Here is a 24,208-nt window from a genome sequence, read left to right on the forward strand (position 1 = left end):
ACGATGGCGGCTGGTCCACCCGGATGAACGAACGTTGCGAGGTCGAATGGCTTCCGCCGCCCGAACTGGACACCGGCCAGGCGCGGCTGAACTACTACCACCGACCCGAACGACTCCTGCGCCCACCCGACGAGCAGGAAACCCGCAGCCACAACGACACCGCCACTTCGCCCGCACCCGCAGAGGACTCGAGGTCGCATGCCGAATCGGAGTCCGATGAGGCAAAGCCCGCCACCGACACCCAGATAGCCCAAGCGGAAATGGGCGCCGCAGGGCCCGCGAACGAAACCGAAATAGCCGACGAAGACACGGCGTCGGGTGCCGAGTCCGGCGACGACAACGACACTGCCGACGAAATCGCGAGCCCGCTCGCAAACGCCGAGCCCGCCGGGGCTAACCAAGGCGCTCAAACCGAGACGTATACCAATCCGACCGAAGCCGAATCAGGTGTCGCGGTGTCAATTGACGGATCCAGCGAACCCGGCGGACCAGCGCCCCCAGGAGACCAGGCGGCCTGACGGCCGGCGCGAGGAAGCCCGGGTCCACCTGGATCACCAGGCCGCGCGGAATCAGCAGGCCCGCGCTGATGAGCCCCCCAGAAGCGACGAAAGCCCGCCCCAACCAATAGTCGGAACGGGCCTTCGAAAAAGTGGAGCTAAGGGGACTCGAACCCCTGACCCCCACACTGCCAGTGTGGTGCGCTACCAGCTGCGCCATAGCCCCTGATGTCGTGCCCATCGAAGTTACACCACCTGCGGGAAGCGCTCAAAATCGCTGGTTAAGGCACCTCTCCACCGGCTTCGGGGCCGATTGCACGAGCCGGCGTGTGCTCTGCGGGCCGGCCGCGCGTCTCCGGTGCGAACACCCATCCCAGCGCCGCCAACCCCAGTATCGCCCCGCTGACCACGAACGCCGCGCCGAACGAGGTCTGCTCGGCGATCTGGCCTACCACCAGCGATCCGATGATCGAACCCAGGTCGGCCATCATCTGGAAGACCGCGACCGCGGTGCCGCCACGCGCCTTGTTCCCGACGATGTCGGCCACCGCCGCCTGCTGCGGCGAGACGAAGATGCCCGTCGCCGCACCCGTGATGTACGCGGCGACCAGGAATATCGGCAGCGACGTCGTGAACCCGACCAAGATGGTCGACACCGCCGACACCGTCAGCCCGACGATCAGCAGCTTGCGCCTGCCGATCCGGTCGGACAGGTAACCGCTGGGGATCACCACCGAGACGTTGCCGATCGCGAACGTCGCCAGCGCCAAACCCGCCGCACCCGCCCCGTAGCCGAGGCCCTCGACCACAAACAGCGGAACCAGCGCGATGCGCAGCCCGAACGCCGCCCACCCCGTGCTGAAGTTCGAGAACAACGCCGCGCGGTAGGCGCGGTGGCGCAGCACCTGACGTATCGAGACCGCCGCCTCCGCAGTCTGCTCCGGCGCCGCCAGCGTGCTGCCGCGCAGGCTGACGAACACCACGCCCGCCGCGAACAGCAGCGCCGCACCGTAAATCACAAACGGCGCCGCCAATCCGAAACCCGCTGTGAGGCTGCCCAACACCGGCCCGCCGACCGAGCCGACCAGAAATCCCGTCGAGAACAGGCCCGCCACCCGTCCGCGCGCGTTCTCCGGCGATATCCGGATCATCAGCCCCAGCGACGACACGGTGAACATCGCCGAGCCCAGCCCGCCCAGCGAGCGGAACGCCAGCAGCTGCCAATACGTCTGCGCGAACGCGCACGCCCCGGTCGACAACGCGACGATGATCAGGCCGCTGATGTAGACCCGACGCTCCCCCAGCCGCTGCACGAGCAAGCCGGCGGGCGGCGCGGCGATCAACCGCATCAACGCGAACGCCGTGATGACGAACGTCGCCGCGCTGATGCTCACGCCGAAGTGACGGGCGTACTGCGGCAGCACGGGCGCCACCACGCCGTAACCCAGTGCCACCACGACGTTGGCGCCGACGAGCAGCCAGACCTCGCGCGGGAGCTTCGGCTTGGCCCCAGCCTGGTTGGCCCCAGCCTCGTTGGCCCCAGTCTGGTCGGCCTCAGTCTGGTCGGCCCCCGCCGCATCGGGCCCCGTCGAGCTGTCGCCCTCGGGTTCAGAACTCACCCGATGACCTTATTGACCACCTCGCGCGCCGCTTCCTGCACCTCCGCCAGATGCTCGGGCCCCTTGAACGACTCGGCGTAGATCTTGTAGACGTCCTCGGTGCCCGACGGCCGCGCCGCGAACCACGCGTTCTCCGTCGTCACCTTCAGTCCGCCCAGCGGTGCCCCGTTGCCCGGCGCCATCGTCAACTTCGCCGTGATCGGTTCACCGGCCAGCTCGGTCGCCGAGACCTGCTCCGCCGACAGCTTGGACAGTCGCGCCTTCTGCTGGCGGTCGGCCGGCGCGTCGACGCGCGCATACGTTGGAGCGCCGTACTTCTCGGCCAGCTTGTCGTAGCGCTGCGACGGCGTCTCACCCGTCACCGCCAAGATCTCCGAAGCCAGCAGCGCCAGGATGATGCCGTCCTTGTCGGTCGTCCACACCGACCAGTCGTGACGCAGGAACGACGCCCCCGCGCTCTCCTCACCACCGAAACCGATTGTCCCGTTGTGCAATCCGTCGACGAACCACTTGAAGCCCACCGGCACCTCGACCAGTTCACGGCCCAGCCCGGCAACCACCCGGTCGATGATCGACGAACTGACCACCGTCTTGCCGACCGCGGTCGACGCCGGCCATGACGGCCGGTGCGAGAACAGGTAATCGATCGCGACCGCCAGGTAGTGGTTGGGGTTGAGCAGCCCGCCGTCCGGGGTGACGATTCCGTGCCGGTCGGAGTCCGCGTCGTTTCCGGTCCCGATTTGGTATCGGTCTCGGTGGGCGATGAGCGATGCCATCGCGTTCGGGGAGCTGCAGTCCATCCGGATCTTGCCGTCGGTGTCCAGCGTCATGAACCGCCACGTCGCGTCGACCAGCGGGTTGACCACCGTCAGCTCGAGGTTGTGGCGTTCGGCGATCGCGCCCCAGTAGTCGACGCTCGCGCCGCCGAGCGGGTCGGCGCCGATGCGGATCTTCTCGGCGCTGATCGCGTGCAGGTCGACGACGTTGGGAAGATCCGCGACGTAGGCGTCGAGGTAGTCGTGGCGCTGCGCGCTCTGCAGTGCCCGCGCCAGCGGCACCCGCTTGACCCCTTTGAGCCCGTCACGCAGCAGTTCGTTGGCCCGTTTGGCGATCGCACCCGTGGCGTCGGTGTCGGCGGGCCCGCCGGTGGGCGGGTTGTACTTGAATCCGCCATCCCGAGGCGGGTTGTGCGACGGCGTGACGACGATCCCGTCGGCCAGGCCGCCCTCGCGACCCCGGTTGAACGTGAGGATCGCGTGACTGACCGCCGGTGTCGGCGTGTACCGATCGGCCGAATCGATCATGGCCACAACGTCGTTGGCTGCCAGCACCTCCAACGCCGATGCCCAGGCCGGTTCGGACAGCGCATGGGTGTCGCGGCCGATGAACAGCGGACCGGTGGTGCCCTGTGCGGCGCGGTACTCGACGATCGCCTGCGTCGTGGCCACGATATGCGCCTCGTTGAACGCCGCATCGAGGCTGGAACCGCGATGCCCGGACGTGCCGAACGCCACTTGCTGGTCGACGTTCTCGGGGTCCGGTTCTCGGGTGTAGTACGCCGTCACCACCGAAGCGATGTCGATGAGGTCCTCGGGCTGGGCCGGCTTTCCGGCTCGGGGGTGGGGCGCCATGTACCCGATTCTGCTCCTTGTCGCCATGCGGCGCGCTCGGGTGCGGCCATACTCTGGCTTGTGCTTGGTTACGACGGCCGCGAGGTGCTCGCCGTGTTCGTCGGCGGTGCGCTGGGCACTTTGGCCCGTGCCGCGATCGAGACGCTCGTCGCGCCCGAAGCCGGGCACTGGCCCTGGCCGACGTTCGCCGTGAACATCGTCGGGGCCTTCGTCCTGGGATACGTGGCCACGCGGCTCCCCGACGACAGCTACCGCCGCCCACTGCTGGGCACCGGCTTCTGCGGCGGACTGACCACCTTCTCGACCATGCAGGTCGAGATCCTCAGGATGATCGAGCGCGAACATTTCGCGCTGGCGGCCGGATATGCGTCGGCCAGCATCGTCGCCGGTCTCGCCGCGGCCTGGGTGGCATCGGAATGGGCGCGACGATGACGGTCGCGGTGTGGCTGGGCGTCGCGGTCCTCGGCGGGGTCGGAGCGGTGCTGCGCTTCCTTGTCGACCGCACCGTGTCACACCGGCTGAGCGGGGCGTTCCCATCGGGCATTTTCGTGGTCAACATCTCCGGCGCGCTGGTGCTCGGCCTGCTCGCCGGCCTCGAACTGGGCCCTACCGCCGCACTGCTGGCCGGTGTCGCGCTCCTCGGCGCGTACACGACGTTTTCGACCTGGATGCTGCAGACCCTCGAACTCGGCGCGGACCGCCGCATCGGACTCGCGATCGCGAACATCGTCGTCAGCCTGGGGCTGGGCATCGCGGCCGCGGCGTTGGGAATGTGGATCGGAACACGGCTGTGAGATTGTCCGCGAGCAGCGGGGGTAAGCCTAGCCTTACCTGATCCGACGTAGTACCGTCGCGTGCCGTGAACCCGTCTACTCCAGAAGCCGTCAGCGTCGCGCTGGCCGAGATCCTGCGCGACGACATGAACGTCGACGTCCGACGAGTCACCCGCGACTCCCGCCTGATCGACGACGTCGGCCTCGACTCGGTCGCGTTCGCGGTGGGGATGGTGGCCATCGAGGACCGGCTGGGCGTGGCGCTGAGCGAAGAAGACCTGCTCAGCTGCGACACGGTCGGCGATCTGGAAGCGGCCATCCTGGCCAAATCGGCTGCCGCATCCACGAACTCGTGACCGAGCTCGCCGCAGCCCTGTCGGCGGCGATGTCGGGGGCCTCGACGACGTTGTCCGTCCTCGACACGGAAGCGGGCACGTGGGCGCACCATCCGTGGCAGGAGGTCCACGCGCGTGCCGAGAACGTGGCCGAGCGAATCGCCGACGACGAATCCAAAGCCGTCGGCCTGGTCGGTGAACCCACCGTCGAATTCGTCGCGGCAATTCCGGGCGCGTTCTTCGCCGGCGCCGGGTTGTCGATCCTGCCCGGACCCATCCGGCGCGCCGATCCCGAACAGTGGGCTCAGACCACGCTGGACCGGTTCGCCTCCATCGGCGTGACGTCGGTGTTCAGCCACGGTGACGAACTGGCGCTGTTGAGCAAGCACGCGGACACGATCGCCGTTCACGACCTCCTCGCGGTCGGCCACCCGCGCCGCTCCACATCCTTCCGCGGCCCCGGCACCGCAGACGTCGCGATCCTGCAGGGGACCGCGGGGTCGACGGGAAGCCCTCGCACGGCACAGATTTCGCCCGCGGCGTCGCTGGCCAACCTGCGCGGGCTGATCGAGAGGGTCAACGTCAACGACCGGTCCCGACTGCACAGTTGGCTACCGATCTACCACGACATGGGGTTGGCCTTCCTGCTGACCGCGACGCTCGGCCAGTCCGACCTGTGGCAGGCCCCCACGTCGGCATTCGCCGCTTCCCCGTTCAACTGGCTTCAGTGGCTGATGGAAAGCAAAGCCACGATGACCGCGGCGCCGAACATGGCCTTCAATCTGATCGGCAAGTACGCGGGGCTCGTCAAGGACCTCGACCTCAGTCACCTCGGTTTCACGCTCAACGGCGGAGAACCGGTGGACTGCGCCGGCTATCAACGCTTCGCCGACGAGATGGCGCGCTTCGGGTTCAACCCCAATTCCCTCGCCCCGTCCTATGGGCTGGCCGAATCCACCTGTGCGGTCAGCGTTCCCCAGCCGTTCACAGGCCTTCGCGTCGACGACGTACAGGTGGTCAGTGACGGCAACGAGACCACGCGCCGTTTCGCGATCCTCGGACATGCGATCCCGGGCATGGAGATCCGCATCAACACCGACGCCGACCACACCACCGAGGTGACCGGTCGCGAGGTCGGTGAGGTCGAGGTCCGCGGCACGTCGCTGATGACCGGATACGTCGGCCAGGCCCCGATCGACCGGAACGCGTGGCTGCCCACCGGAGATCTGGGCTATCTCACCGACGAGGGACTTGTCGTCTGTGGCCGGGCCAAGGAGCTCATCACGGTGGCCGGTCGCAACGTGTTCCCCAATGAGATCGAGCGCATCGCCGCCGAGATCGACGGTGTCCGTGACGGTTGCGTAGTGGCCGTCGGAACCGGCGAATCCTCGGCGCGGCCCGGTCTGGTGATCGCCGCGGAGTTCAAGGGCGACGACGAGCCCGGCGCCCGCAGCCAGATCGTCGCCCGTGTCGCGTCGCACTGCGGTGTGGTGCCCGCCGACGTGGTGTTCCTCAAACCCGGTGCGCTGCCCCGCACCTCGTCGGGCAAGCTTCGCCGGCTCGAAGTCAAGCGCACGTTGGAGGGAGCAAGCCGATGACGGCCACCGCCGACGCACCGGACGCACCGCCGCTCGAGGACTACCGCGACCTGCTCGAGCGGGTCTTCGACGATCGCGTCACCGCGTGGACGGCGGAAGCCGAAGAGACGGAACGGTTCCCGCGCAAACTCATCGAGTACCTCGGCGAGACCGGGGTGTTCGCCGCCAAGTGGCCGCCGGGACAACAGCATCCCGACGTCGCGAAGGTCATCGAGCTCGCCCGCAAGCTGGGTTGGCTGGGCTCGGCGGGTATCGGGTCGGTGTGGGACTGCACGACTCGGCGATCGCGATCCTGCGCCGCTTCGGCAAGTCGGATTATCTGAAGGAGATCGCCGAGCAGGCGATCCGCGGTGAAGCCGTGCTGTGCATCGGCGCCTCCGAGCAGTCGGGCGGATCCGACCTGCAGATCGTCGGCACCGAAGTGCGTTCTGTCCGCGACGGTTTCGAGGTCAAAGGCATCAAGAAGTTCGTCTCGCTGTCCCCGATTGCCGACCACGTCATGTGCGTGGCCCGCAATGTCGACCATGATCCGGGTAGCAAGCATGGCAGCGTCGTGGTGATAGCGGTGCCGCTGGCCCAGTGCGAGATTCAGACGCCTTACCGCAAGGTCGGCGCCGGTCCTCTCGACACGGCCGCCGTACACATCGACACCTGGGTGCCCGCCGACGCTTTGGTCGCCCGCGCCGGCATCGGCCTGGCCGCCATCTCCTGGGGACTGGCTCAGGAGCGGATGTCGGTGGCGGGGCTGGTGTCGACGTCGGTGCAGCGGGTCATCGGAATCACGCAGGCGCGCATGATGGTTCGCAAGCAGTTCGGCAACAGCCTGTGGGAACATCAGGCGCTGCGGCTGCGGATGGCCGACCTGCAGGCTCGCGTCGACATGCTGCGCTATGCACTCGACGGGATCGCCGCGACCGGAAAGCTCGACCTTCGCACCGCCGCCGCGATGAAGGTCAACGCCGCCCGCCTCGGCGAAGAGGTGATGAACGAGTGCATGCACCTCTTCGGCGGGTCCGGCTATCTCGTCGAGGAGACTCCGCTCGGAAGATGGTGGCGGGACGTGAAACTCGCCCGGGTCGGCGGAGGCACCGATGAGGTGCTATGGGAGCTGGTCGCCGCCGGGATGAAGCCCGACCACGACGGCTACGCCGAGTTCAACCAGCTGCCCTGACGGGCCCGGACCCGTCATCGCCCGCTACGCGCGCGGCAGGGCGTACAGCGCCATACGCCGGTTCGACATGTCGTGCTCCCCGAGGAACTCGCAGCCGGCGTGTTCGCAGACATCGCGTGCGCCCTTGTTCCGGTGGTCGGGATCGAACATGATGCGGCGGCACTGCGGGTCGAGCTCGAAGATGTTAGCGGTCAACCGCGGCAACAGGATCGGCGCGATACCGCGGTTGACGAAGCGCAACTCCGCGATCGCCGCGTGCATCCCGATGTCGTGGGGTTCGGCGTCATACCGCGGGGCGATCGAATCCTTGGCGGCCCGGTACAACTCGACGTAGACGAACGGTTGCCCCCGGAACGAGCCGACGAACGGCCTGGAGTACTCGCCTGCCAACTGTGCGCTCAGATAACGGTGCCACCGCTCGGGGGGCCAGTCGTACTCCCACGCCTCGACAAGGTGCGGGCGGTTCATCCACTCCGAGATCATCTCCGCATCCGCGTCCGGATCGGCCAGCCGGACGAAGTACGGCTCGGCGAGCACCGGTGTGGGCGGTGCCGCGACCTCACGTACCGCATCGGAAATGTCGGTCAGCTCCCGCGGAAGGACGGGCGTGGGTGCATCGTCGATCTCGGTCATCGCCCGCCGAGCCTACCGGAACGACTAAGGCAAGACTTACCTTCCCCGCCTGGACTTCTGCCGCTCAGTCGAAGAGGTCGTCGAGGGCCCGCTGTTCGAGTTCGGTCCACCGGTGCACATTGTCCCGGACCTCGGCGACGGCCTCCTCGTCGAGGTGCCGGGCTCCTTCCGGCGTGATCCGGCAGAGGTCCATGGGCCCACCGACGCTCGGGGACGACGCGTCCAGCGCGTCGAGCACCCGCAGCGCGGCCACCAGGCCGTAGTCGACGCTGCGTTCGCCCATCTCGAAGTGCGCCAGAAGCGCATGGGCCTGCTGGGCCATCGGCGATCCGCTGCCCACCGCATGAAAACCGATCTCCTCGTAGCGGCCGATCAACCCGTGTGGATCGATGTCGACGATGAACGGATCCCCGTTCGCGTAGCCCGCGGCGAGGACGTAGGTGGCCGGGGTTGCGCCGGGCTTACCCGCAGGCACGTCTTCGATGAAGTTCGCGTAGTGGTGCTTGAGCACCGGCAGGACTCGACCTTGCAGGGCATGGCCGATGTCGGGCGCTTCCACGATCGCGTCCGGTTCGTTGTCGAAGATCTGCTCGAGGTCGTAAAGCACCGCACGAGACCCGCTACCGCCCCACGCGGCGCGTTTTCCGAGCGGGTGCAGCTTCTGAGCCGGATAGCTCAGACCGCGCTCGGGGTCGGTGATCTGCGAGTCGGAGGCCATCGCGATCCCGTCAGCGCAGCGGATGGCGAGTACGACGGTCATCGCGGCAGTTTCGACGGCATATGCCGATCGTCTCACGCCGCCCGGGTCAGTAGGTCGCGCAGGACGGCCGCATGGCTTCCGTCGACGTCGCGGGTTGCGGTCGTGAGCACCACCGGACCTTCGGCCGCCAGGCCGCGCAGTTCGTCCAGCGCCTGCGCAGCCTCCTCGGTTTCCAGTTCGGCCGTGTAGCGGGCGACGAACTCGTCGAACCGTTCCTGCCGGTGCGCATACCAGCGCCGCAGCTCGGTCGACGGCGCCACCGCCCGCAGCCACCGGCCGACCCGCGGATCGTCCTTGCGGATTCCTCGCGGCCACAGCCGGTCCACCAGAACCCGGGTGCCGTCGTGGTCGCCCGGCGGGTCATAGACCCGTGCAACCTCGACGCTTGGCCGGCCACCCATGCGGTGAGATGGTAGGGGCATGGCGGTGGACCGAGTGGCGGATCTGCAGCGATGGCAGGACTCCGGCGCCATCTGGGAAGTGCGGATGCGACGCGAAGGCAGTGTGACCGTCGCGCTGCTGCGCTGCGACGGCGGCGAGGAGGTCGACGTGTTCACCTCCGAGGACCCGCAGCTGCTCGCGTTCATCGGCGAGCGTCGAAGCAGTGAAGACTGACGTCATCGACGCTGTGCGCGGACCAGGTCGGCGAACGCGGCGGCCGCGGCGTCCACGCCGTCGAGATCCTCGGTAGCGACGAGGTCCAGCAGCAGGCCGCGGGCCACTGCGAGGCCGAGCCGCATCATCGCCGGGTCAGCCGTGCCACTCGGATCTCGCGACAGCCAGTCCTCGACCGCGGCAGGCAGCATCCGCGCGAACGGTTCCTCGCCCTGCACTCCCCGCGCGTAGCACTCGAAGAACAGCCGCTCGAACGGGCGGAGATCGGGCCTTCGTAGATTGGCCCACATCGCCGCGATGGCCTCGGCGGGATCGGCCGGCAAGTCGTGGGTCAGCGCCATCTGGCGTCGCTCGACCTCGCCGACGATCGCCAGTAGCAGTTCGTCACGCGACCCGAAGTGGTGCAGCAGCATGCGATGACTGGTGCCGACCGCGGCGGCGAGATCACGAAGCGGTCGGTCGCCGATGCCGTTGCGCGCGACCTCCGCGACGAGCCCGTCGAGCAGTTCCTGCCGACGCCGGGCGTCAGGCGGACGGGCCATCAAGCCGGTGCAGTTGCTCGCAGCGCGCCTTCAAACCCTCGGCCTCGAGGTCGAGGTAGCGCTTCGTCATCGGCCGCATCAGCAACCCGACCAGCGCTCCGACCGGACCTCGTTGTTCGAGCCGTTGATGGATACGCGTACGCGCCTGCGAGTCGGCACTGACGGGGCTGACGTCGTGGCCAGCCACGGTGAGCCCGCCCGGCGAGCGCTGCACCCATGTCCACGAGGCACCGGGCGTCACCTCGGTGACTTCCCAGACCAGCTTCGGCATCCGTGGTTGCTTGATCTCGAACCTGTTGCCCACGGCCAACTCCCGGCTGTCCAACGCCACAAGTCGGGTCACCGAGGCGGTCCACTCCGGCCAGCGCTCGACATCGCTGAACACGTCCCATACGACGGCGGCTGGTGCGTCGATCTCGGCGCCACACTCGGTGATCATGTACCAAATGGTACATCCACTGCGTCACCGCGGGAAGTGCCTATCCGCGCGTGCGGCAAGATTGCCTGGACATGACCCTCAGCGACCGCCCCGCGACCCGTCGGTGGCACATCCTCCGACTCGTGCTGTTCGCGGCGTTCCTGCTCGGGCTGTTCTACCTGGTCGCCGTTTCCGGCGCGGTCGACGTCGACCATGTCCGCCGCACAGTGGCCTCCACGGGCCCCATCGCACCGCTGGTCTACGTCGTGGTGTCGGGGCTGCTGGGCGCCGTGTTCGTGCCCGGGCCGATCCTCGCCGCCGCCAGCGGGGTGCTGTTCGGCCCGGTTGTGGGCACGTTCGCCACCCTCGGCGCGACGGTCACCACCGCGTGCGTCACCAGCCTGATCGGCAGGCGGGCCGGACGCGACAGCGCGCGCGCACTCCTCGGCGAGGAGCGAGCAAAAAGGCTCGACGATCTCATCGCGCGGGGCGGGTTGTGGGCCGTCGTCGGCCAGCGCTTCGTTCCGGGCATCTCCGACGCGCTCGCGTCCTACGCCTTCGGCGCGTTCGGAGTTCCGTTGTGGCAGATGGCCGTCGGCGCGTTCATCGGGTCCGTCCCACGCGCATTCGTGTACACGGCGCTGGGGGCGTCGATCGCGGATCTGTCGTCACCGCTGGCGTTCACGGCGATCGCGGTGTGGTGCGTCACCGCCATCGCCGGTGCGTTCGCCGCACACCGGGGCGTGCGGAGTTGGCGCAGACGCGATCGGCGCAGCGACGACGAACCGGCACCCGAAGCGGAGGACTCCTAGTCCGGAAGCGTCGCGCTGCCGGGCGGCGGGGAAAGCTGCCAGGTGTCGCAGGCCATCGCGAGCATCGCGTAGGTGCCGACGACGAAGATCAACTCCATCGCCTGGTGGGTACCGAGTTCGTCGACGAGACGACGCCATCTGTCGGGTGTGGCCCGGCCACGGGCGAGCAACTCGTCGGTCGTCTCGAGCACCAGCCGGTCCACTCCGTCGAACTCGGCGTTACCGCGGGCGATCCGTGCGATCTCGTCATCAGACAAGCCACCCGCCTTCGCGATCTTGACGTGCTCACCCCAGAAGAACGACGAGCGCCGCGCATGGGCGAGCCGCAACACCGCCAGCTCGCGCAGCCGCAGCGGCAGCTCGCCACGCTGCAGCAGAAACGCGTTGTAGCCGAGGAACTTCCGCGCCATCTTCGGGTGCCGGGCCAGTACGCCGATGATGTCGAAGTTGAGCGGATCCCTGGGCTCTCCCGACCCGGCCCGTGGTACGTCGTCGCCTGGAACCCCCATCAGCGCGCCGACGGCGGCGTACTCGTCATCGCCCCATTCCCCAGCGGTCAGCGGCATCAGCAGCGGATGGTCTTGCGTCATGTCACCTCTCGTCGTCTCGGCGGTGCAACTCCGCGAGTGCGTGAATCTGCTCGAGGTAGTGCCCGAGCGACCGGTGGACGAACCGCGCGGACACGGTCGTCGTACCCGCATCCGCCATCTCGCGCAGCGTCTTTCGCGTCGCGTCGGGGTCGTCGACCGGGTCGAGCGGGCGGTCGGCGGCCAACACGACCTCGAAGCCGGGCGGCACCTCGCGCGCCTTGAGCCACTCCCCCGCGGTCGCGACCGAGATGCCGAAGGGCGCCCAGCCTTCGGCGAGCGTGAGTGCCCGCCGCAGCGACCGTTTGGTCCGCCCGCCCACCCAGATCGGCATATGGGGCTGCAGTGCGCACGGGTCGACGATGAGGCCGCCGAACGAGTAGTACTCGCCGTCGTAGGAGGGCTCGTTGCTCGCCAGCGCGGCGCGCAAGGCGCGCAGGGCGTCGTCGGCGCGCGGACCGCGATCCTCGAACGGCGCGCCAAGGAGGTCGAACTCCTCCTTGAGTGAGCCGACACCGACCCCGAGGATGAGACGCCCGCGGCTGACGTGATCCAGTGTGCCGTAACGCTTCACGATGGCCAGCGGATGGTGGTATCCCAGCACCAGGGTCATCGTGGCGAGCCGGATCCGTTCGGTGCGGGCGGCCACGTAACCGAGGGTCGCCAGCGGGTCCCAGTACCTGGCGCCGCGCCGTCCGGCCTCCGATGCCGGGATTCCGATGTGCTCGCTGCAGGTCAGGTGGTGGTAACCGAGCCTGTCGGCCGCTTCGGCGACGCGGCCGATGTCCTCGACTCCTGCGTCGCGCTCCCACGTCAACGCCGCCCCGGCGACGTTGGTGACGACCGGTGTCGCGATGCCCAGCTTCAATTCAGTGGCTCTTCGCCCGCCAGGATGGTGCGGTGCATCAGACGACCGCTGTCGGCGGCGTAGGGCAGGGCACGGTGCATGGTGCCGGTGTTGTCCCAGATCAACAGATCGCCGACTTCCCACTCGTGGCGATAGACGTATCGCGGTTGGGTGGCCCAATCACGAAGCCGGGCAAGCAGAGCGCGGCTCTGTTCGACGGGCATGCCGACCACGTAGTCGGCTGTCGCGCCGAGCAGCAGCGACTTGCGGCCGGACTGGTGCGTCCACACGATGGGGCACGCCTTGGTCGGGGACTTCTGCCAGAACGCGATCTCGTCGTAGCTCATCTCGGGTGTGACGTAGTACTGAGATCGCTCGGCGCTGTGCACGACCCGAAGATCGGCGATCAGATCCTTGTCGGATTGCGGTAGATCGTCGTATGCGGCGTAGGTGTTGCAGAACTCCGTATCGCCGCCGGTATCAGACAGTTTCACGGCTCTGAGCAACGTCGCCAAATTCGGATAGGGCTGCAGGGAGCCGTCGAAGTGCCAGAACAGCGAGCCCTTCAGGTATTTCGCGCGTTGGTTGACGTTCTCGTCGAGCGAGATCTTGTAGATCCCGTCCTCGCCCTCATTGGCCACCACTGTGCCCAACGTTGCGGCGATCGCGACCTGTTGCTCGTCGCTGATCTGCAACCCGCGGAAGAACACCACGCCGCGTTGTTCCAGTGTGTCCCTGATCTTCTCGGCGACGCGACCGCTCAGCAGGGTGTCGAGGTCGGTTCTGATCTCGCTGCCGATCCTCGGGGTCAGGTCGACGACATCCAATTGTGCGGAGGTCAGGCTCACTCAGCTCACCCTCGTCAGTATCGTGTTGGCCGAATGTTTGACTCGCGGTTGGTTCCACAGCTCGACCGCGAGTGAGACCGTGATCAGCGAGTAGAGCAGGTTGCGCAGGTTGGCGACGTCTTCAGGCAGCGGCTCGACGTAGTCGAACTTGTCGACGTAGGCAAGAGCTTCTTCGGCGTAGGGAAAGATCTCGTCGTAGAAGGCCCGGATCTGTTCCATGGAACTGTTGACCCGCTTGACATAGCGCGCGTGGCCGTCTTCGATGGCCCATTCCGGCACGAGGTGTTCGAGATGCGAAAACCCCGGCGGTAGAGTGGCGTTCATCGCATCGCCTTCCGCTCTTCGCCGGCCTCGACGTAATCGCCAACGACCTTGTGGAAGTGGCGAAGCAGAATCTCCTCGTCGTTCATCGTGAAATGGGTGAGCGCACCGCTGTTCAGCATGGCCTGCAGACCCTCCGACGGGCTGGCGTCCTCGAGGATGATGTCGTTGAGGAACGTGACCGTCAGCTCCTGGCCCAGCCGCTCCTTGTGCGTTTTCGGCGGCTGGTAATAGGCCTCGGTTTCGAAGATGTGCGAGTGCGGTCCGGTGGGCCAGTGCGTATGGACGGTGAATCCGGACGCACCGAAGATCAGCACGAAGTTCGGGAAGAACTGGAACGAGTCGAAGCCGTACTTCTCCGATCGTGTGGGGTTGATACCGGCAGGCATCGGCCCGCGGTCGGCTTTCTTGTTCCACGGCCCCGCCGCGCTGGCCTCGAAGACGCACTCGATCGGCTTGGAGTACGGCGTCTTGCGGGATGGTTCACCGGAGAACGAGAACATCCGGTGCGGGCCTTTGAGCCGGTAGGCCAGGGCATCGGTGAACGGATTCGGTTGGTCGAACGCGTCGCGGGCCTCCGCGGTGAGCGCGCCGAACGAGGACGCATGAAGGTACGGCCCGTGATAGCTTTCGGCGAACCCGTCGAGGAAAATCTTCCAGTTGCACTGCAGTTCGGCCTTGAGCTTGTAGACCTGATGCGGGCCGGCGAACGGGTACCCCTCGATCTCATGCGCCAGCTCGCCCAGGAAATCGCGGACCGTTTCGGTGTTGTGCGGGTTGAGGTTGATGAAGATGAAGCCCTCCCACACCTCGCACTGGATGGCGGGCACCCGGCAGCTGTCCGCGTCGAAGTCGAGCAGCAGATCCTTGCGGGTGGCCGAGTGGAGTGAGCCGTCGAGCTTGTAGCGCCATCCGTGGAAGCGGCAGTACAGCAGCGGTGCGCGACCTTCGACCTCCTGGAACGGGTCGTCCTCCCACAGCATCTTGTTGCCCCGGTGCGGGCAGATGTTGTGAAACGCCCGGATGACACCGTCCTTGCCCCGCACGACGATCACCGAGGTGTTGAGGAACGTCAGCTCGCGGGTGAAGTAGCTGCCCGACTTGGGCACACGCTCGATGCGGCCCATGTAGAGCCACGTCTTCTTGAAGACGTGCTCGCGTTCCTTTTCATAGAACTCCTCGGAAACGCAGTCCTGAAGCGACACCGGACCACGACCCAGCTCGGGGTAGGCGTCGGTCCAGTGTCCGCTCGCGGGTTTGGTCACCAGGCTGTCGTGACTCAACGGTCTCTCCTGCGTCGGGCTGAAGACGGTAGGGGTGAAGGTACCGCCGCCGATATGGCCGAAACAGACCCGCGAGCGCAACACCCTGTTGCATATTTGGAACACCGCAGAGGGAAAGAACGCTAGAGCCATGGAACAGAACCTGCCCTTCGACGTCGACGCCCTGCTGATCTTCGGCAAGGTGGTGGAGAACCGAAGCCTGTCGAAGGCGGCCGCACTGTTGGGAATGCCGAAGTCGACCGTCAGCCGCAAGCTGACCAGGCTGGAGTCCGACCTGGGCATCAAACTGCTGCGCAAGAACACCCACCAGCTCACCGTCACCGATCTCGGCGAGCAGGTCTACGCCCACGCGGCCAACATCCTGACCGAGGCCAACGGTGTCCGCGCGCTCGTCGAGGGCAGCAGACAGGAGCCGCAGGGCGAACTGCGGGTGGCGATCCCGGTCTTCGTCGGCATCGACTACGCCTCCCGCGTCGGTGCGGCGTTCCTGCAGCACTACCCGAATTCGCAGCTGGACATCCGGCTGGTCGACCGGGTCGTTGACCCGGTGCGCGACGGGTTCGACGTGGTGTTCAGCACCGGACCGCTACAGGACTCCACGCTGATCGCGCGCAAGGTCTTCGACCTCGAGCTGTTCTTGTGCGCGTCACCGGATTTCCTTGCCCGACTACCCGAGCCGGTCCGCGACCCCGCACAGTTGAACACGCTTCCGTTCATCGACTTCGGCTTCGGCGGGCCTCGCAAGCTGACGGTCACCGCAAAGGCCGGCCCGCGCGAGCTGACACCGCCAGTCCGGGCGCGCGCCAACAACTTTCAGGTGTGCAAGCAGTACATCATGCAGGGCCTCGGGATCGGTGCGATGCCCACCCAGATCATCTGCACCAACGAGCTACGCGAGGGCACCCTCGTCCCGGTGTTACCCGAGTGGCGCCTCGAGTCGCTCGACGTGCACATGATCTATCCGTTCGAGTTGTCGTTCTCCACGCTCATCAGCGCGTTCTACGAGACGGCCTGCGAGATCATCGTCGAGAACACCGCCCGCCAGTAACGGCCGTCGCCGGTGCGCGGCGGGTCACCCTTGGACGCCCGCGACGGCCTCGGGCGGCATCGGATCCAGCGGTTGGCGTTTACGCCGGTCACAGCCGGGTAGCCCCGCACCCAACTAGGTTGGGAGTGGGCATGCTGATGGTCGCCGGCGCCCCGGAAGCGGGCGTGAATCGTGGCAATGAGGCCGTGCTGGCCCGCTCGGCGATCATGCGGGGGTTGCCGCCCGCGGACAAGGCGGCTCTGATCGACCGCTTCGTCTACGCCCGGTTCGGGCAAGGTGAGTGCATATACCCCGAGGGCCAACCCGATCACCGGCTCTACGTCGTCATCGACGGCAAGGTCAAGATCGGTTGGCGGTCGGCGGAGTTCCCCGAAAAACTGCTCGCCGTCCTGGGCCCCTCGGAGATCTTCGGCGCCGAGTCGATGTTCGATTGCGGGCCTCGCACCGGTTCGGCCACGGCGCTCACCGCGGTGCTGGTCGCCGTCATCGACCGTGATGCGTTGCACGACTGCATCGACGGCAACCCGCACATCACCGAGCAGCTGATGCGCCTTCTGGCGAGAAACCTACGACGCGCCGAAGACCTGATCACCGACCTGAACTTCACCGACGTTCCCGGCCGGATCGCCAAACAACTCCTTCACCTCGCGCAGCGTTTCGGTGTCCGACAGGACCGGCAGTTGCGCCTCGACCACGGCCTCACTCAAGCGGAGATCGCCCAATTAGTCGGCGCGTCAAGGGAATCGGTCAACAAGGTGTTGTCGGAATTCGTCCAGCGCGGCTGGATCACCGTCTGCGGTAAGAGCCTGGTGATTCACCAGACCGAACTCCTCGCCCACCGGGCGCGCTGACGCGCGAGCAAACTTTTTCGCGGCCGGGGGCGTTGTAACGACCATCGGTGGGTAACCACAAAGGCATGGACCCCGACACGTTGGTGGCGATGGCAGGTTTGACGGCGCTGGGCGCCGCGGTGTTCACAGGCGCGATTTGGGACAGCCCGCTCGTCTCTGCACCCGCGCGGCTCGGCAGGCAGCAACGACCGTATGGCAAGCACGCCATGCCCGTCACCGCACCCAGAAAAGCGCGAGAGTTCGCCGGTTGACCACGGTAGCGCCGGTCGACGGTTACGCTGGGCAAAGGTCCCCGATGGGCGAGGTTTCAACGAACCGTCCGCAAGGGTAAACCGCAGCAGCCACAGGTTCAGATCCGAGCCGTGTGATTCAAACGGCAGGGTCGGGAGTTAGGAGCCTGTGTGGTGTCAGAGGCGATTTCTGAATACGCAGACGTGACGGAGATGTTCCGCCGCCTCAAAGCGCTCGACGAGGGATCACTTGCCTACCGGCGCCAGCGCGAGGCGATCGTCGACCGGACGTTGCCACTGGCCGACCATGTCGCCCGGCGCTACCGCAACCGCGGTGAGCCGATCGACGACCTGGTGCAGGCGGCGCGGGTCGGCCTGGTCAACGCGGTCAACCGCTTCGACCCCGACAACGGCGCCGACTTCCTGTCCTTCGCGATCCCGACCATCATGGGCGAGGTACGCCGCCACTTCCGCGACTACGGCTGGGCGGTCAAGGTTCCGCGCAGGCTCAAGGACCTCCAGGGGCAGTTGGTGAAGGCCCGCGCGGAGTTGTCGCAGCAGAGCGGGCGCGCGCCGACGCCGTCCGAAGTCGCCGCCCATCTCGGTATCGAACGCGAAGCAGTGATGGAAGCGACGATCGCCAGCAGCAACTACTCCACGCTGTCGACCGACGTTCAAGCCTCGGCCGACGACGAGTTCCGCTCGGTCGGTGACACCCTCGGCGACATCGACCCGAACATCGACAAGGTGGTCGATCTCGAGACCGTACGGCCGTTGATCGCCGCGCTACCCGAGCGCGAAAAGACCGTGTTGCTGCTGCGCTTCTTCGAGAGCATGACGCAGACCCAGATCGCCGAACGGATGGGCTATTCGCAGATGCATGTGTCGCGCCTGCTCGCACAAGCCCTTCGCAGGCTCCGTGAGCAGGTCCGTGAACCCGGCGCCAACGGTGTGGAGCTCGAGGCGACCGCACAGCGTCCGCGACGCCGTTCTCCCGTCGCGACGGCGCCTCACCTCAAGCGGGGCGCCTGAGACGGATCAGCGCGGCGCGAAGACGGGTACGACTACGGTCTCGCCGTTGAGATCCTGACGTTCGAAGCGCACCGCGACCGGAAGACCAACGTGCACCGAATCAGGTTCGCAGTCCACGATATTGGCTGCGATGCGCAGGCCAGGTTGTTCGTCGAGTTCGACGATCGCAATGACGTAGGGCAGCGGGACAGCCGGATTGAACGGCTGGTGGTTGACGGTGTAGGTGAACACCGTGCCGAGCCCCGATACCGGTCGAGCGGTGACTCGTCCTCCGCAGTCGGGACAGTCCGCGGTCGGCGGAGACACCCACAATTGGCAACGCTCACAACGGGTGATCAGCAGTTGCCCATCTCGTCCCCCGGTCCAGAAGGCGCGATTGTGCTTGTCGAGAGCCGGCAGCATCCTGGCGGCGTTGGCAGGTGACACGTCGTCGGACACGTCTAGGAAAGTACAGTCTGCAGCGGGCGGTATCACAGAGATCTCCCGTGACGGGGCGTTTTCAGGAGCACGAGGGCGAGGCGGTGGCCGGTTGAGCACGTTCGAGAAGGACGCCATCATCAGCGGGCTCGGCATCTCCCGTATCGGGCGTCGCACCGGGATCCCCGGGATCGATCTGACGATGGAGGCGGTGCGCGCCGCCGTCGCCGATGCCGGCCTCACGCCCGATGACATCGACGGCATAGTCACGTTCGGGGATACGCCGCTGCCCGAAGTCATTGGGGCGCTGGGCGGTCCGGCTGTCGACCAGGGCTACGGTTTCCCGACCGGCGGCGTGCTGACCCCGGCGATGTCGGCGATGGTGGCGGTCTCCGAGCGGCGCGCGCGGCACGTGGTGGTGTATCGGACCGTGCAGATGCTCGGCGGAACGATGACGCAGACACCGCCCAGCTCCGAGCCGAACCCGCTGGCGAACCCACCCGTCGAACCCCGCGCCCTCGGGTCCAGTCGCAAGCTCGGACCGTTCGGCGACATCGACGAACTACTGGCCGCGCACGCCTACTCTGCGGCCAACTGGCTGGCCATGCACTGCCGTCGGCATATGGAGCTGTACGGAACCACCAAGGAACAACTGGGCTGGCTGGCGATCAACAGCAGACGCAATGCCGGGCTGAATCCCCTTGCCGCGTACCGTGACCCGATGACCATGGCGAACTACCTGGCTGCCCGGCCGGTGTCCACACCGTTCGGGCTGTATGACTGCGACGTGCCCATCGATGGCTCGATTGCGTTCGTGATCTCTCACGCCGAGTACGCGCGAGACTGCCCACAACCACCGGTGGCGGTGGAAGCCGTTGGCGGCGCGTATGGCTCGGGAGGCTGGTTTCACCGCGACGATTTTCCGAAGATGGCGTCGACCGACGCGGCCGCCGAGATGTGGTCGCGCACAGATCTGACACCCTCGGACGTCGATCTCGCCGAGCTCTACGACGGCTTCACTTTTCTGACGTTCGCATGGCTGGAGGCGCTGGGTTTCTGCGCGGACGGCGAGGCGGGTTCGTTCGTCGAAGGTGCGACGCGCATCGCGCTCGACGGCGAACTGCCACTCAACACTTACGGAGGACAGTTGTCGGCGGGGCGGATGCACGGCTATTGGCTGCTACACGAGGCGTGTCTTCAGCTGCGCGGGCAGGCCGGTGACCGGCAGGTGTCGCGCCGGCCCGAAGTGGCTGTCGCCGCGGCAGGGGGCGGGCCGATCGCCGGCTGCCTGCTGTTGACCCGCTGAGGTCAGTCCTCGGCGCGTGGGGGCCGGCGCAGAGCGCCCCACAGCCCGACCCCGATGCCGATGACCGCCCCGCCGAGGCCGATGACCCGCTGAGAGCGTCTCATCTCGTGGTGCACGCTCGAGCCGCCCAGCAGGTCGGCCGCATCGGCGCCGCCCGAGGCCAGGAACCAGCCTCTTGTGTCGCGGCCCCGCAGTGCGGATGCCAGCAGCAGCCCGCCGATGAGCGCGTCGCGGTAACCCATTGAGCGCAGAAGCAACTGCGTCGTCGGCACCGGCTCGTCCGGATCACCCCACAGCCGGTTGGCCCGAAGCGGGTCGACCAGAAACGACACACCGGACGCGAAGCGGATGCTGCCGGCGACGAGCGCGGCGCGGTCGTAGGACATGGCCGCAGCCTAGGCCGCGGCGGTGTGCGACGAGCTCGTTTTGCGGCCGAGTGGTACTCAGCCGACCGCGAACAGCTCGAGCTGAATGTTGTCGGGGTCGCGAAACACCACGGTCGCAAACGGAAACGGCTCGTCGGCCGCACGGACACTGGAGTGTTCGATACCGAGTTCGTCGAGCCGTCGCGTCCACGCGTCCAATTCGTCTCGTGACGCCACGTTCAACGCCACGTGGTCCAAACCGGTTCGAGCTTCGTCGAATTGGTTTCCGTCGTTGCCGGTGTTGGTGTGCAGCCCGATTACGACGCCGGAGCGCGGATCGATCAGCAGTTCGCCGTAGCCGGTGTCCTCGCGTTCGTAGTGGGGGAATTTCATCGGCAACCGGTCCGCTCCTAGCAGCCGTTGATACCACGCCAGGCTGGCCTCGAGGTCGGTCACCGTGATGGAGATGTGGTGGATGCCGGTGATACCCGGGACGTCGTCGCTCATCGGATCTCCTGTTCGTTTCGCGCCGGCTCCAGTCGGCCGTCACACCACCGTAGGCAGAAGCGTCGGATCACCTGCCGTGAGTTGCGAAGAACTGCCCACTCGACTGGGAGGCGTCGAACGGAGCGAAGAAGCCGCCGGGCCAGACGTGGCCTCCGCCGTCGATCTGGACGAACACCACCTCGGTTCCGCCAGAACATCCGGCGGCGACGAACCGGTGGACGTTGCCCTGCACCTCCTCGACCGGTGCGGGGCAGCCGTCGATCTCACGCCAGCGCTGCGCCATCGCCGGTGCCGACACGATGTCGCTGGGCCCTCCGCGGCCCACCATCGGGCCGCCGGTGAACGGCACCACGGGATCGGCGGTTCCGTGCACCGCCAACACCGATACGGGCTGCGACGGCGCGCAGGGGAAACCTGACGCCAGCGTGCCGGCGACCGGTGCCGCGGCGGCGAAGACATCCGCGCGTTCGCACGCCAGCCGCGAGGCCATGAAGCCGCCCGCCGAGGTTCCGGTCACGAAGACGTGGCCGGCGTCGACGCCATACTCCTCGCGCAGCCGTTCGGCGAGTGCGACCAGGAACCCGACGTCGTCGACGCCCTGGCGGTCCGGTACTGAGGCGCCGCGGCCGTCGGCCCAGCTCATATCGACGCCGTCGGGATAGGCGACGACGAACCCGTACTGATCGGCGATCGCGTTGTAATTGGTGGCTCCGGCCTGCGCCGGTCCGGTCATCCCTGCGCCGTGCAGGTTGAGCACGAGGCCGGCGGGGCGGTCGAGGCCGGGCGGGGCGTGCACCGTGTAGGTGCGGTTCAGCCCGCCGATCGTCAACGCGCCCGCCGCATCGCCTCCGGGGAACGCCGAAGCCTGTCCCCCGCTGAAGCCGAACAGCAGACACAGCGCCGCCAGCACGACCGCCGTTCGCGTGAGGAGTGAGGCCGCGGGCCCCCCGCGATGAGCACCTCTCAGATGAGCCGATAGCCCCGCCATCGTTCGTCCCCCTTTCGAACAGTCACCCCGCGCGAACGTAAACCACCGTCGCTTGCTGTGTTCACCTTTTATCCCGGGTCGGCCGTATGCGTGCGTTTGGCCGCAAAGTCGCCGGGTATCTCGTACGGAACCTTTTCCGGATGCCTATCGACGATCGGACAGTTTTGGTTACGTCACAGCTCACGTCGAGTCCCGCGGTCGCACGCCTTCATCAATGGCCCACGACGGTTGCGAAGTCGCTCACCGGAACGCTTCTGTTCATCGCGGACCGCGCCGCCGAGGAGGTCGGCGTCTCAGCCGGCGCCGGCGTCACCCTGCTGACCACGAGTGGGCGCCGAATCACGTCGGTCGCCACCGATCCCGCCGCCGACCGGCTCAACGCGTTGTTCGACAGATATCACGAAAACCGCGGCGCAACAGCGTGGTTCATGCAGACGGCGGTACAGGCGACCGGCTCACCCGAGGCCGAGCGGTGGCCGGAGTGGATTGGGCAGGCGGCCGAGGTCGGAGCCAACAGCGTGCTGTTCGCGCCGCTGCGGACATGCTCGACCGCTACGCCTGCGATGCCGCCATCCTCATCGACGAAACCCAAAGCGCGTAAACGCAGTTCCTGCGGGGTGCCGTGCGCAAGCGCTGACGTCAGCGACGCGTCGCTGCCCGGGCCCCCAGATACAGCGCCGCGCCCACCGCGATCAGTATCGCGGCGAAGAGCCAGACCTTGGCCGTCTGCTGGGTCAGCAGCAGCACACAGGACGCCACTCCCAGCACCGGCACGGCCGTCCAGACCCGGAAATGCGGGTGATCGACCGGGTCGCGACGGAGCACCAGCACCGCGATGTTCGTCGAGATGAAGACGATCAACAGCAGCAGCACCACGGTCTCGGCGAGCGTCGACAGATCGCCCAGGAGGCTCAGCACCATGGCGACGACGGTGGTCGCGACGATCGCCGTCCACGGCGTGCGTCTCTTCGGCAACACGCGACCGAGCACGCTGGGCAGCAGGCCGTGTTCGGCCATGCCGTAGGTGAGCCTGCTGGCCATGATCATCGTCAGCAGCGCGCCGTTGGCGACGGCGACGAGCGCGATCGCGCTGAAAACCCAGTCGGGGACGCCGACGTCGGCCGCCGCGACCACGTCAAGCAACGGTCCCGAAGACTTCGCGAGGTCCGCGGCGGGCAGGGCGATCGCACTCGCCACACCGACCAGCGCGTAGAGCACACCCGCGGTGATGAGGGCGCCGAACAGCGCCGTGGGATAAACCTTGCTCGGATTGCGAATCTCCTCGGCCACGTTCGCCGATGTCTCGAAGCCGACGAACGAGTAGTACGCGACGATCGCTCCACTGAGAATCGCCAACGCCGGCGTGGCGCCCTCGGGAAACTCGGCGACGCGGCTGACATCGCCCCGCCCGCCGCCGACCATCATCGACACCGCGATGACGACGATCAGCAGACCGGTCAGCTCGATCACCGTCATCACAACGTTGCTCTTGACCGACTCGCTGATCCCCCGCGCGTTGAGGCATCCGATCAATGCCAGGAACACGATGGCCGCTGGTACGGCCGGAACATCGATGAACGTCGTGAGATAGTCGCCGGCGAAGGCGAGCGACAGACCGGCTGCGCTGGTCACCCCCGCGGCGAGCATGCAGAAGCCCACCAGGAATGAGATCACCGGTCGACCGAACGCCCGCTCCGCGAAGACCGCCGCACCGCCCGCCTTCGGATACTTGGTGACCAGTTCCGCGTACGAGCCGGCGGTGAGCAGTGCCAGCAGGAGCGCCAGCAGAAGCGGCGCCCACAGCGCACCGCCGACATCGCCGGCGAGAACGCCCATCAGCGCGTAGATCCCGGCGCCGAGCACGTCGCCGAGGATGAACAGGAACAGCAGCGGCCCGGTGATCTTGCGTTTGAGCTTGCCGTCCGTCGTCTCGTCGGGTTCGCCGGTGTGCGCTTCGGCCGGTGAGGTCATGCCGGTCTTGATACCCCACGCGACCGGTAAACATTCCGCACCGGTCGGCGCGGCTTGTGTGTGGAAACGATCGCTCAGTGGCTGTTGCGATTTGTGGTTGGTTGCCGGTGGGCGGTGACAGGTTGGTGGTACAGGTTGGTGGTGTGGCCCCGGTCTATGCGGTGGCTGTGTGGAGTCGGGTGAGGTTGAGTGCTGCAGCGGCC

Annotated in this window: 28 protein-coding genes, 1 tRNA gene and 2 pseudogenes; 13 read left to right on the forward strand and 18 right to left on the reverse strand. The window is 67.1% G+C overall.

Annotated elements, in window-relative coordinates:
- Window positions 1-518 (forward strand): annotated as a pseudogene (locus CEX87_RS25815) (hypothetical protein); the annotation flags it as partial.
- Between the two features lie 132 nt (window positions 519-650).
- Here CEX87_RS25815 and CEX87_RS25820 read toward each other — a convergent pair.
- The 3 genes from CEX87_RS25820 to pgm all read right to left on the reverse strand — a co-directional run bounded on the left by CEX87_RS25820 (window position 651) and on the right by pgm (window position 3,747).
- Window positions 651-723 (reverse strand) — tRNA-Ala (locus tag CEX87_RS25820).
- Window positions 724-778: 55 nt separating this feature from the next.
- Complete coding sequence (locus CEX87_RS25825) at window positions 779-2,116, reverse strand: MFS transporter (protein ID WP_094289739.1); 1,338 nt, start codon at window positions 2,114-2,116, stop codon at window positions 779-781.
- Window positions 2,113-3,747 carry a phosphoglucomutase (alpha-D-glucose-1,6-bisphosphate-dependent) gene (pgm, locus tag CEX87_RS25830; RefSeq protein ID WP_094289741.1) on the reverse strand — a complete coding sequence of 545 codons (1,635 nt, stop codon included), beginning with the start codon at window positions 3,745-3,747 and terminating at the stop codon, window positions 2,113-2,115. Before pgm ends, CEX87_RS25825 begins: the two co-directional genes overlap by 4 nt.
- A gap of 60 nt (window positions 3,748-3,807) precedes the next feature.
- Here pgm and crcB (CEX87_RS25835) point away from each other — a divergent pair, with 60 nt between their 5' ends.
- The 5 genes and pseudogenes from crcB (CEX87_RS25835) to mbtN all read left to right on the forward strand — a co-directional run bounded on the left by crcB (CEX87_RS25835) (window position 3,808) and on the right by mbtN (window position 7,624).
- Window positions 3,808-4,179 (forward strand): fluoride efflux transporter CrcB, encoded by a 372-nt coding sequence (crcB, locus tag CEX87_RS25835; RefSeq protein WP_064398072.1) that lies wholly within the window; start codon window positions 3,808-3,810, stop codon window positions 4,177-4,179.
- On the forward strand, window positions 4,164-4,541 hold the full coding sequence (gene crcB, locus CEX87_RS25840) for a fluoride efflux transporter CrcB (RefSeq protein WP_233151528.1): 378 nt from the start codon (window positions 4,164-4,166) through the stop codon (window positions 4,539-4,541). Before crcB (CEX87_RS25835) ends, crcB (CEX87_RS25840) begins: the two co-directional genes overlap by 16 nt.
- Window positions 4,542-4,606: 65 nt before the next feature.
- Window positions 4,607-4,876 (forward strand): acyl carrier protein, encoded by a 270-nt coding sequence (locus CEX87_RS25845; RefSeq protein ID WP_082693853.1) that lies wholly within the window; start codon window positions 4,607-4,609, stop codon window positions 4,874-4,876.
- The gene (gene mbtM / locus CEX87_RS25850; protein ID WP_094289743.1) at window positions 4,873-6,453 is read left to right on the forward strand and encodes a long-chain-fatty acid--ACP ligase MbtM; all 1,581 of its coding nucleotides are present in this window, start codon (window positions 4,873-4,875) and stop codon (window positions 6,451-6,453) included. Before CEX87_RS25845 ends, mbtM begins: the two co-directional genes overlap by 4 nt.
- Window positions 6,450-7,624, forward strand: a pseudogene (gene mbtN, locus CEX87_RS25855) (mycobactin biosynthesis acyl-ACP dehydrogenase MbtN). Before mbtM ends, mbtN begins: the two are co-directional and overlap by 4 nt.
- Before the next feature lie 24 nt (window positions 7,625-7,648).
- On the opposite strand, the gene CEX87_RS25860 reads toward mbtN, so the two are convergent.
- From CEX87_RS25860 to CEX87_RS25870, 3 genes are all read right to left on the reverse strand, one after another.
- Complete coding sequence (locus tag CEX87_RS25860) at window positions 7,649-8,257, reverse strand: GNAT family N-acetyltransferase (protein WP_066809565.1); 609 nt, start codon at window positions 8,255-8,257, stop codon at window positions 7,649-7,651.
- Between the two features lie 64 nt (window positions 8,258-8,321).
- Complete coding sequence (locus CEX87_RS25865) at window positions 8,322-9,017, reverse strand: proteasome protein (protein WP_094289745.1); 696 nt, start codon at window positions 9,015-9,017, stop codon at window positions 8,322-8,324.
- A 32-nt stretch (window positions 9,018-9,049) separates the two neighbouring features.
- Complete coding sequence (locus CEX87_RS25870; protein WP_064398064.1) at window positions 9,050-9,418, reverse strand: DUF488 domain-containing protein; 369 nt, start codon at window positions 9,416-9,418, stop codon at window positions 9,050-9,052.
- Window positions 9,419-9,437: 19 nt separating this feature from the next.
- On the opposite strand from CEX87_RS25870, the gene CEX87_RS25875 reads away from it, so the two are divergent.
- Window positions 9,438-9,632 carry a hypothetical protein gene (locus tag CEX87_RS25875; RefSeq protein WP_094289747.1) on the forward strand — a complete coding sequence of 65 codons (195 nt, stop codon included), beginning with the start codon at window positions 9,438-9,440 and terminating at the stop codon, window positions 9,630-9,632.
- A gap of 2 nt (window positions 9,633-9,634) precedes the next feature.
- Here CEX87_RS25875 and CEX87_RS25880 read toward each other — a convergent pair whose 3' ends face one another.
- Window positions 9,635-10,174, reverse strand: a complete 540-nt coding sequence (locus CEX87_RS25880; protein ID WP_064425792.1) for a TetR/AcrR family transcriptional regulator — start codon at window positions 10,172-10,174, stop codon at window positions 9,635-9,637.
- Window positions 10,158-10,613: an SRPBCC family protein gene (locus CEX87_RS25885; RefSeq protein ID WP_094289749.1), complete on the reverse strand. Its 456-nt coding sequence runs from the start codon at window positions 10,611-10,613 to the stop codon at window positions 10,158-10,160. Before CEX87_RS25885 ends, CEX87_RS25880 begins: the two co-directional genes overlap by 17 nt.
- A gap of 71 nt (window positions 10,614-10,684) precedes the next feature.
- On the opposite strand from CEX87_RS25885, the gene CEX87_RS25890 reads away from it, so the two are divergent.
- Complete coding sequence (locus CEX87_RS25890) at window positions 10,685-11,404, forward strand: TVP38/TMEM64 family protein (protein ID WP_066809828.1); 720 nt, start codon at window positions 10,685-10,687, stop codon at window positions 11,402-11,404.
- Here the strand turns inward: CEX87_RS25890 and CEX87_RS25895 are convergent.
- From CEX87_RS25895 to CEX87_RS25915, 5 genes are read right to left on the reverse strand one after another with little or no spacing between them, the layout of a single operon-like run.
- Window positions 11,401-11,994 carry a carboxymuconolactone decarboxylase family protein gene (locus CEX87_RS25895; protein WP_064418671.1) on the reverse strand — a complete coding sequence of 198 codons (594 nt, stop codon included), beginning with the start codon at window positions 11,992-11,994 and terminating at the stop codon, window positions 11,401-11,403. The two genes, CEX87_RS25890 and CEX87_RS25895, sit on opposite strands and share 4 nt — an antisense overlap.
- Before the next feature lies 1 nt (window position 11,995).
- The gene (locus CEX87_RS25900) at window positions 11,996-12,859 is read right to left on the reverse strand and encodes a TIGR03619 family F420-dependent LLM class oxidoreductase (RefSeq protein WP_064425791.1); all 864 of its coding nucleotides are present in this window, start codon (window positions 12,857-12,859) and stop codon (window positions 11,996-11,998) included.
- Window positions 12,856-13,686, reverse strand: a complete 831-nt coding sequence (locus CEX87_RS25905; protein ID WP_064418673.1) for a TauD/TfdA dioxygenase family protein — start codon at window positions 13,684-13,686, stop codon at window positions 12,856-12,858. Before CEX87_RS25905 ends, CEX87_RS25900 begins: the two co-directional genes overlap by 4 nt.
- The gene (locus CEX87_RS25910; RefSeq protein WP_094289751.1) at window positions 13,687-14,010 is read right to left on the reverse strand and encodes a hypothetical protein; all 324 of its coding nucleotides are present in this window, start codon (window positions 14,008-14,010) and stop codon (window positions 13,687-13,689) included.
- Window positions 14,007-15,290 (reverse strand): aromatic ring-hydroxylating oxygenase subunit alpha, encoded by a 1,284-nt coding sequence (locus tag CEX87_RS25915; RefSeq protein WP_064418695.1) that lies wholly within the window; start codon window positions 15,288-15,290, stop codon window positions 14,007-14,009. Before CEX87_RS25915 ends, CEX87_RS25910 begins: the two co-directional genes overlap by 4 nt.
- A gap of 130 nt (window positions 15,291-15,420) precedes the next feature.
- Here CEX87_RS25915 and CEX87_RS25920 point away from each other — a divergent pair, with 130 nt between their 5' ends.
- The 4 genes from CEX87_RS25920 to CEX87_RS25935 all read left to right on the forward strand — a co-directional run bounded on the left by CEX87_RS25920 (window position 15,421) and on the right by CEX87_RS25935 (window position 18,451).
- A complete protein-coding gene (locus CEX87_RS25920) occupies window positions 15,421-16,338 on the forward strand; it encodes a LysR family transcriptional regulator (protein ID WP_064418675.1) in 918 nt (305 codons plus the stop codon).
- A gap of 137 nt (window positions 16,339-16,475) precedes the next feature.
- Entirely contained in the window at window positions 16,476-17,189 is a 714-nt protein-coding gene (locus tag CEX87_RS25925; protein WP_064418696.1) for a Crp/Fnr family transcriptional regulator, read from the forward strand.
- Window positions 17,190-17,236: 47 nt separating this feature from the next.
- A complete protein-coding gene (locus CEX87_RS25930) occupies window positions 17,237-17,440 on the forward strand; it encodes a hypothetical protein (RefSeq protein WP_131805088.1) in 204 nt (67 codons plus the stop codon).
- Between the two features lie 153 nt (window positions 17,441-17,593).
- On the forward strand, window positions 17,594-18,451 hold the full coding sequence (locus tag CEX87_RS25935; RefSeq protein WP_082694181.1) for a SigB/SigF/SigG family RNA polymerase sigma factor: 858 nt from the start codon (window positions 17,594-17,596) through the stop codon (window positions 18,449-18,451).
- Between the two features lie 6 nt (window positions 18,452-18,457).
- Here CEX87_RS25935 and CEX87_RS25940 read toward each other — a convergent pair whose 3' ends face one another.
- On the reverse strand, window positions 18,458-18,853 hold the full coding sequence (locus CEX87_RS25940; RefSeq protein WP_174522758.1) for a Zn-ribbon domain-containing OB-fold protein: 396 nt from the start codon (window positions 18,851-18,853) through the stop codon (window positions 18,458-18,460).
- Between the two features lie 127 nt (window positions 18,854-18,980).
- On the opposite strand from CEX87_RS25940, the gene CEX87_RS25945 reads away from it, so the two are divergent.
- Complete coding sequence (locus tag CEX87_RS25945; RefSeq protein WP_064398039.1) at window positions 18,981-20,174, forward strand: thiolase family protein; 1,194 nt, start codon at window positions 18,981-18,983, stop codon at window positions 20,172-20,174.
- A 2-nt stretch (window positions 20,175-20,176) separates the two neighbouring features.
- Here CEX87_RS25945 and CEX87_RS25950 read toward each other — a convergent pair whose 3' ends face one another.
- The 4 genes from CEX87_RS25950 to CEX87_RS25965 all read right to left on the reverse strand — a co-directional run bounded on the left by CEX87_RS25950 (window position 20,177) and on the right by CEX87_RS25965 (window position 24,005).
- Window positions 20,177-20,560: a DUF4267 domain-containing protein gene (locus tag CEX87_RS25950; RefSeq protein WP_064398037.1), complete on the reverse strand. Its 384-nt coding sequence runs from the start codon at window positions 20,558-20,560 to the stop codon at window positions 20,177-20,179.
- Window positions 20,561-20,617: 57 nt separating this feature from the next.
- Window positions 20,618-21,046, reverse strand: a complete 429-nt coding sequence (locus CEX87_RS25955; protein WP_094289753.1) for a VOC family protein — start codon at window positions 21,044-21,046, stop codon at window positions 20,618-20,620.
- A gap of 67 nt (window positions 21,047-21,113) precedes the next feature.
- Complete coding sequence (locus tag CEX87_RS25960) at window positions 21,114-21,956, reverse strand: extracellular catalytic domain type 1 short-chain-length polyhydroxyalkanoate depolymerase (protein WP_233151529.1); 843 nt, start codon at window positions 21,954-21,956, stop codon at window positions 21,114-21,116.
- A 717-nt stretch (window positions 21,957-22,673) separates the two neighbouring features.
- The gene (locus CEX87_RS25965) at window positions 22,674-24,005 is read right to left on the reverse strand and encodes an APC family permease (protein WP_064398033.1); all 1,332 of its coding nucleotides are present in this window, start codon (window positions 24,003-24,005) and stop codon (window positions 22,674-22,676) included.
- Window positions 24,006-24,208: the final 203 nt, after the last annotated feature.

The organism is Mycobacterium lehmannii, assembly GCF_002245535.1.
Lineage (GTDB): Bacteria > Actinomycetota > Actinomycetes > Mycobacteriales > Mycobacteriaceae > Mycobacterium > Mycobacterium lehmannii.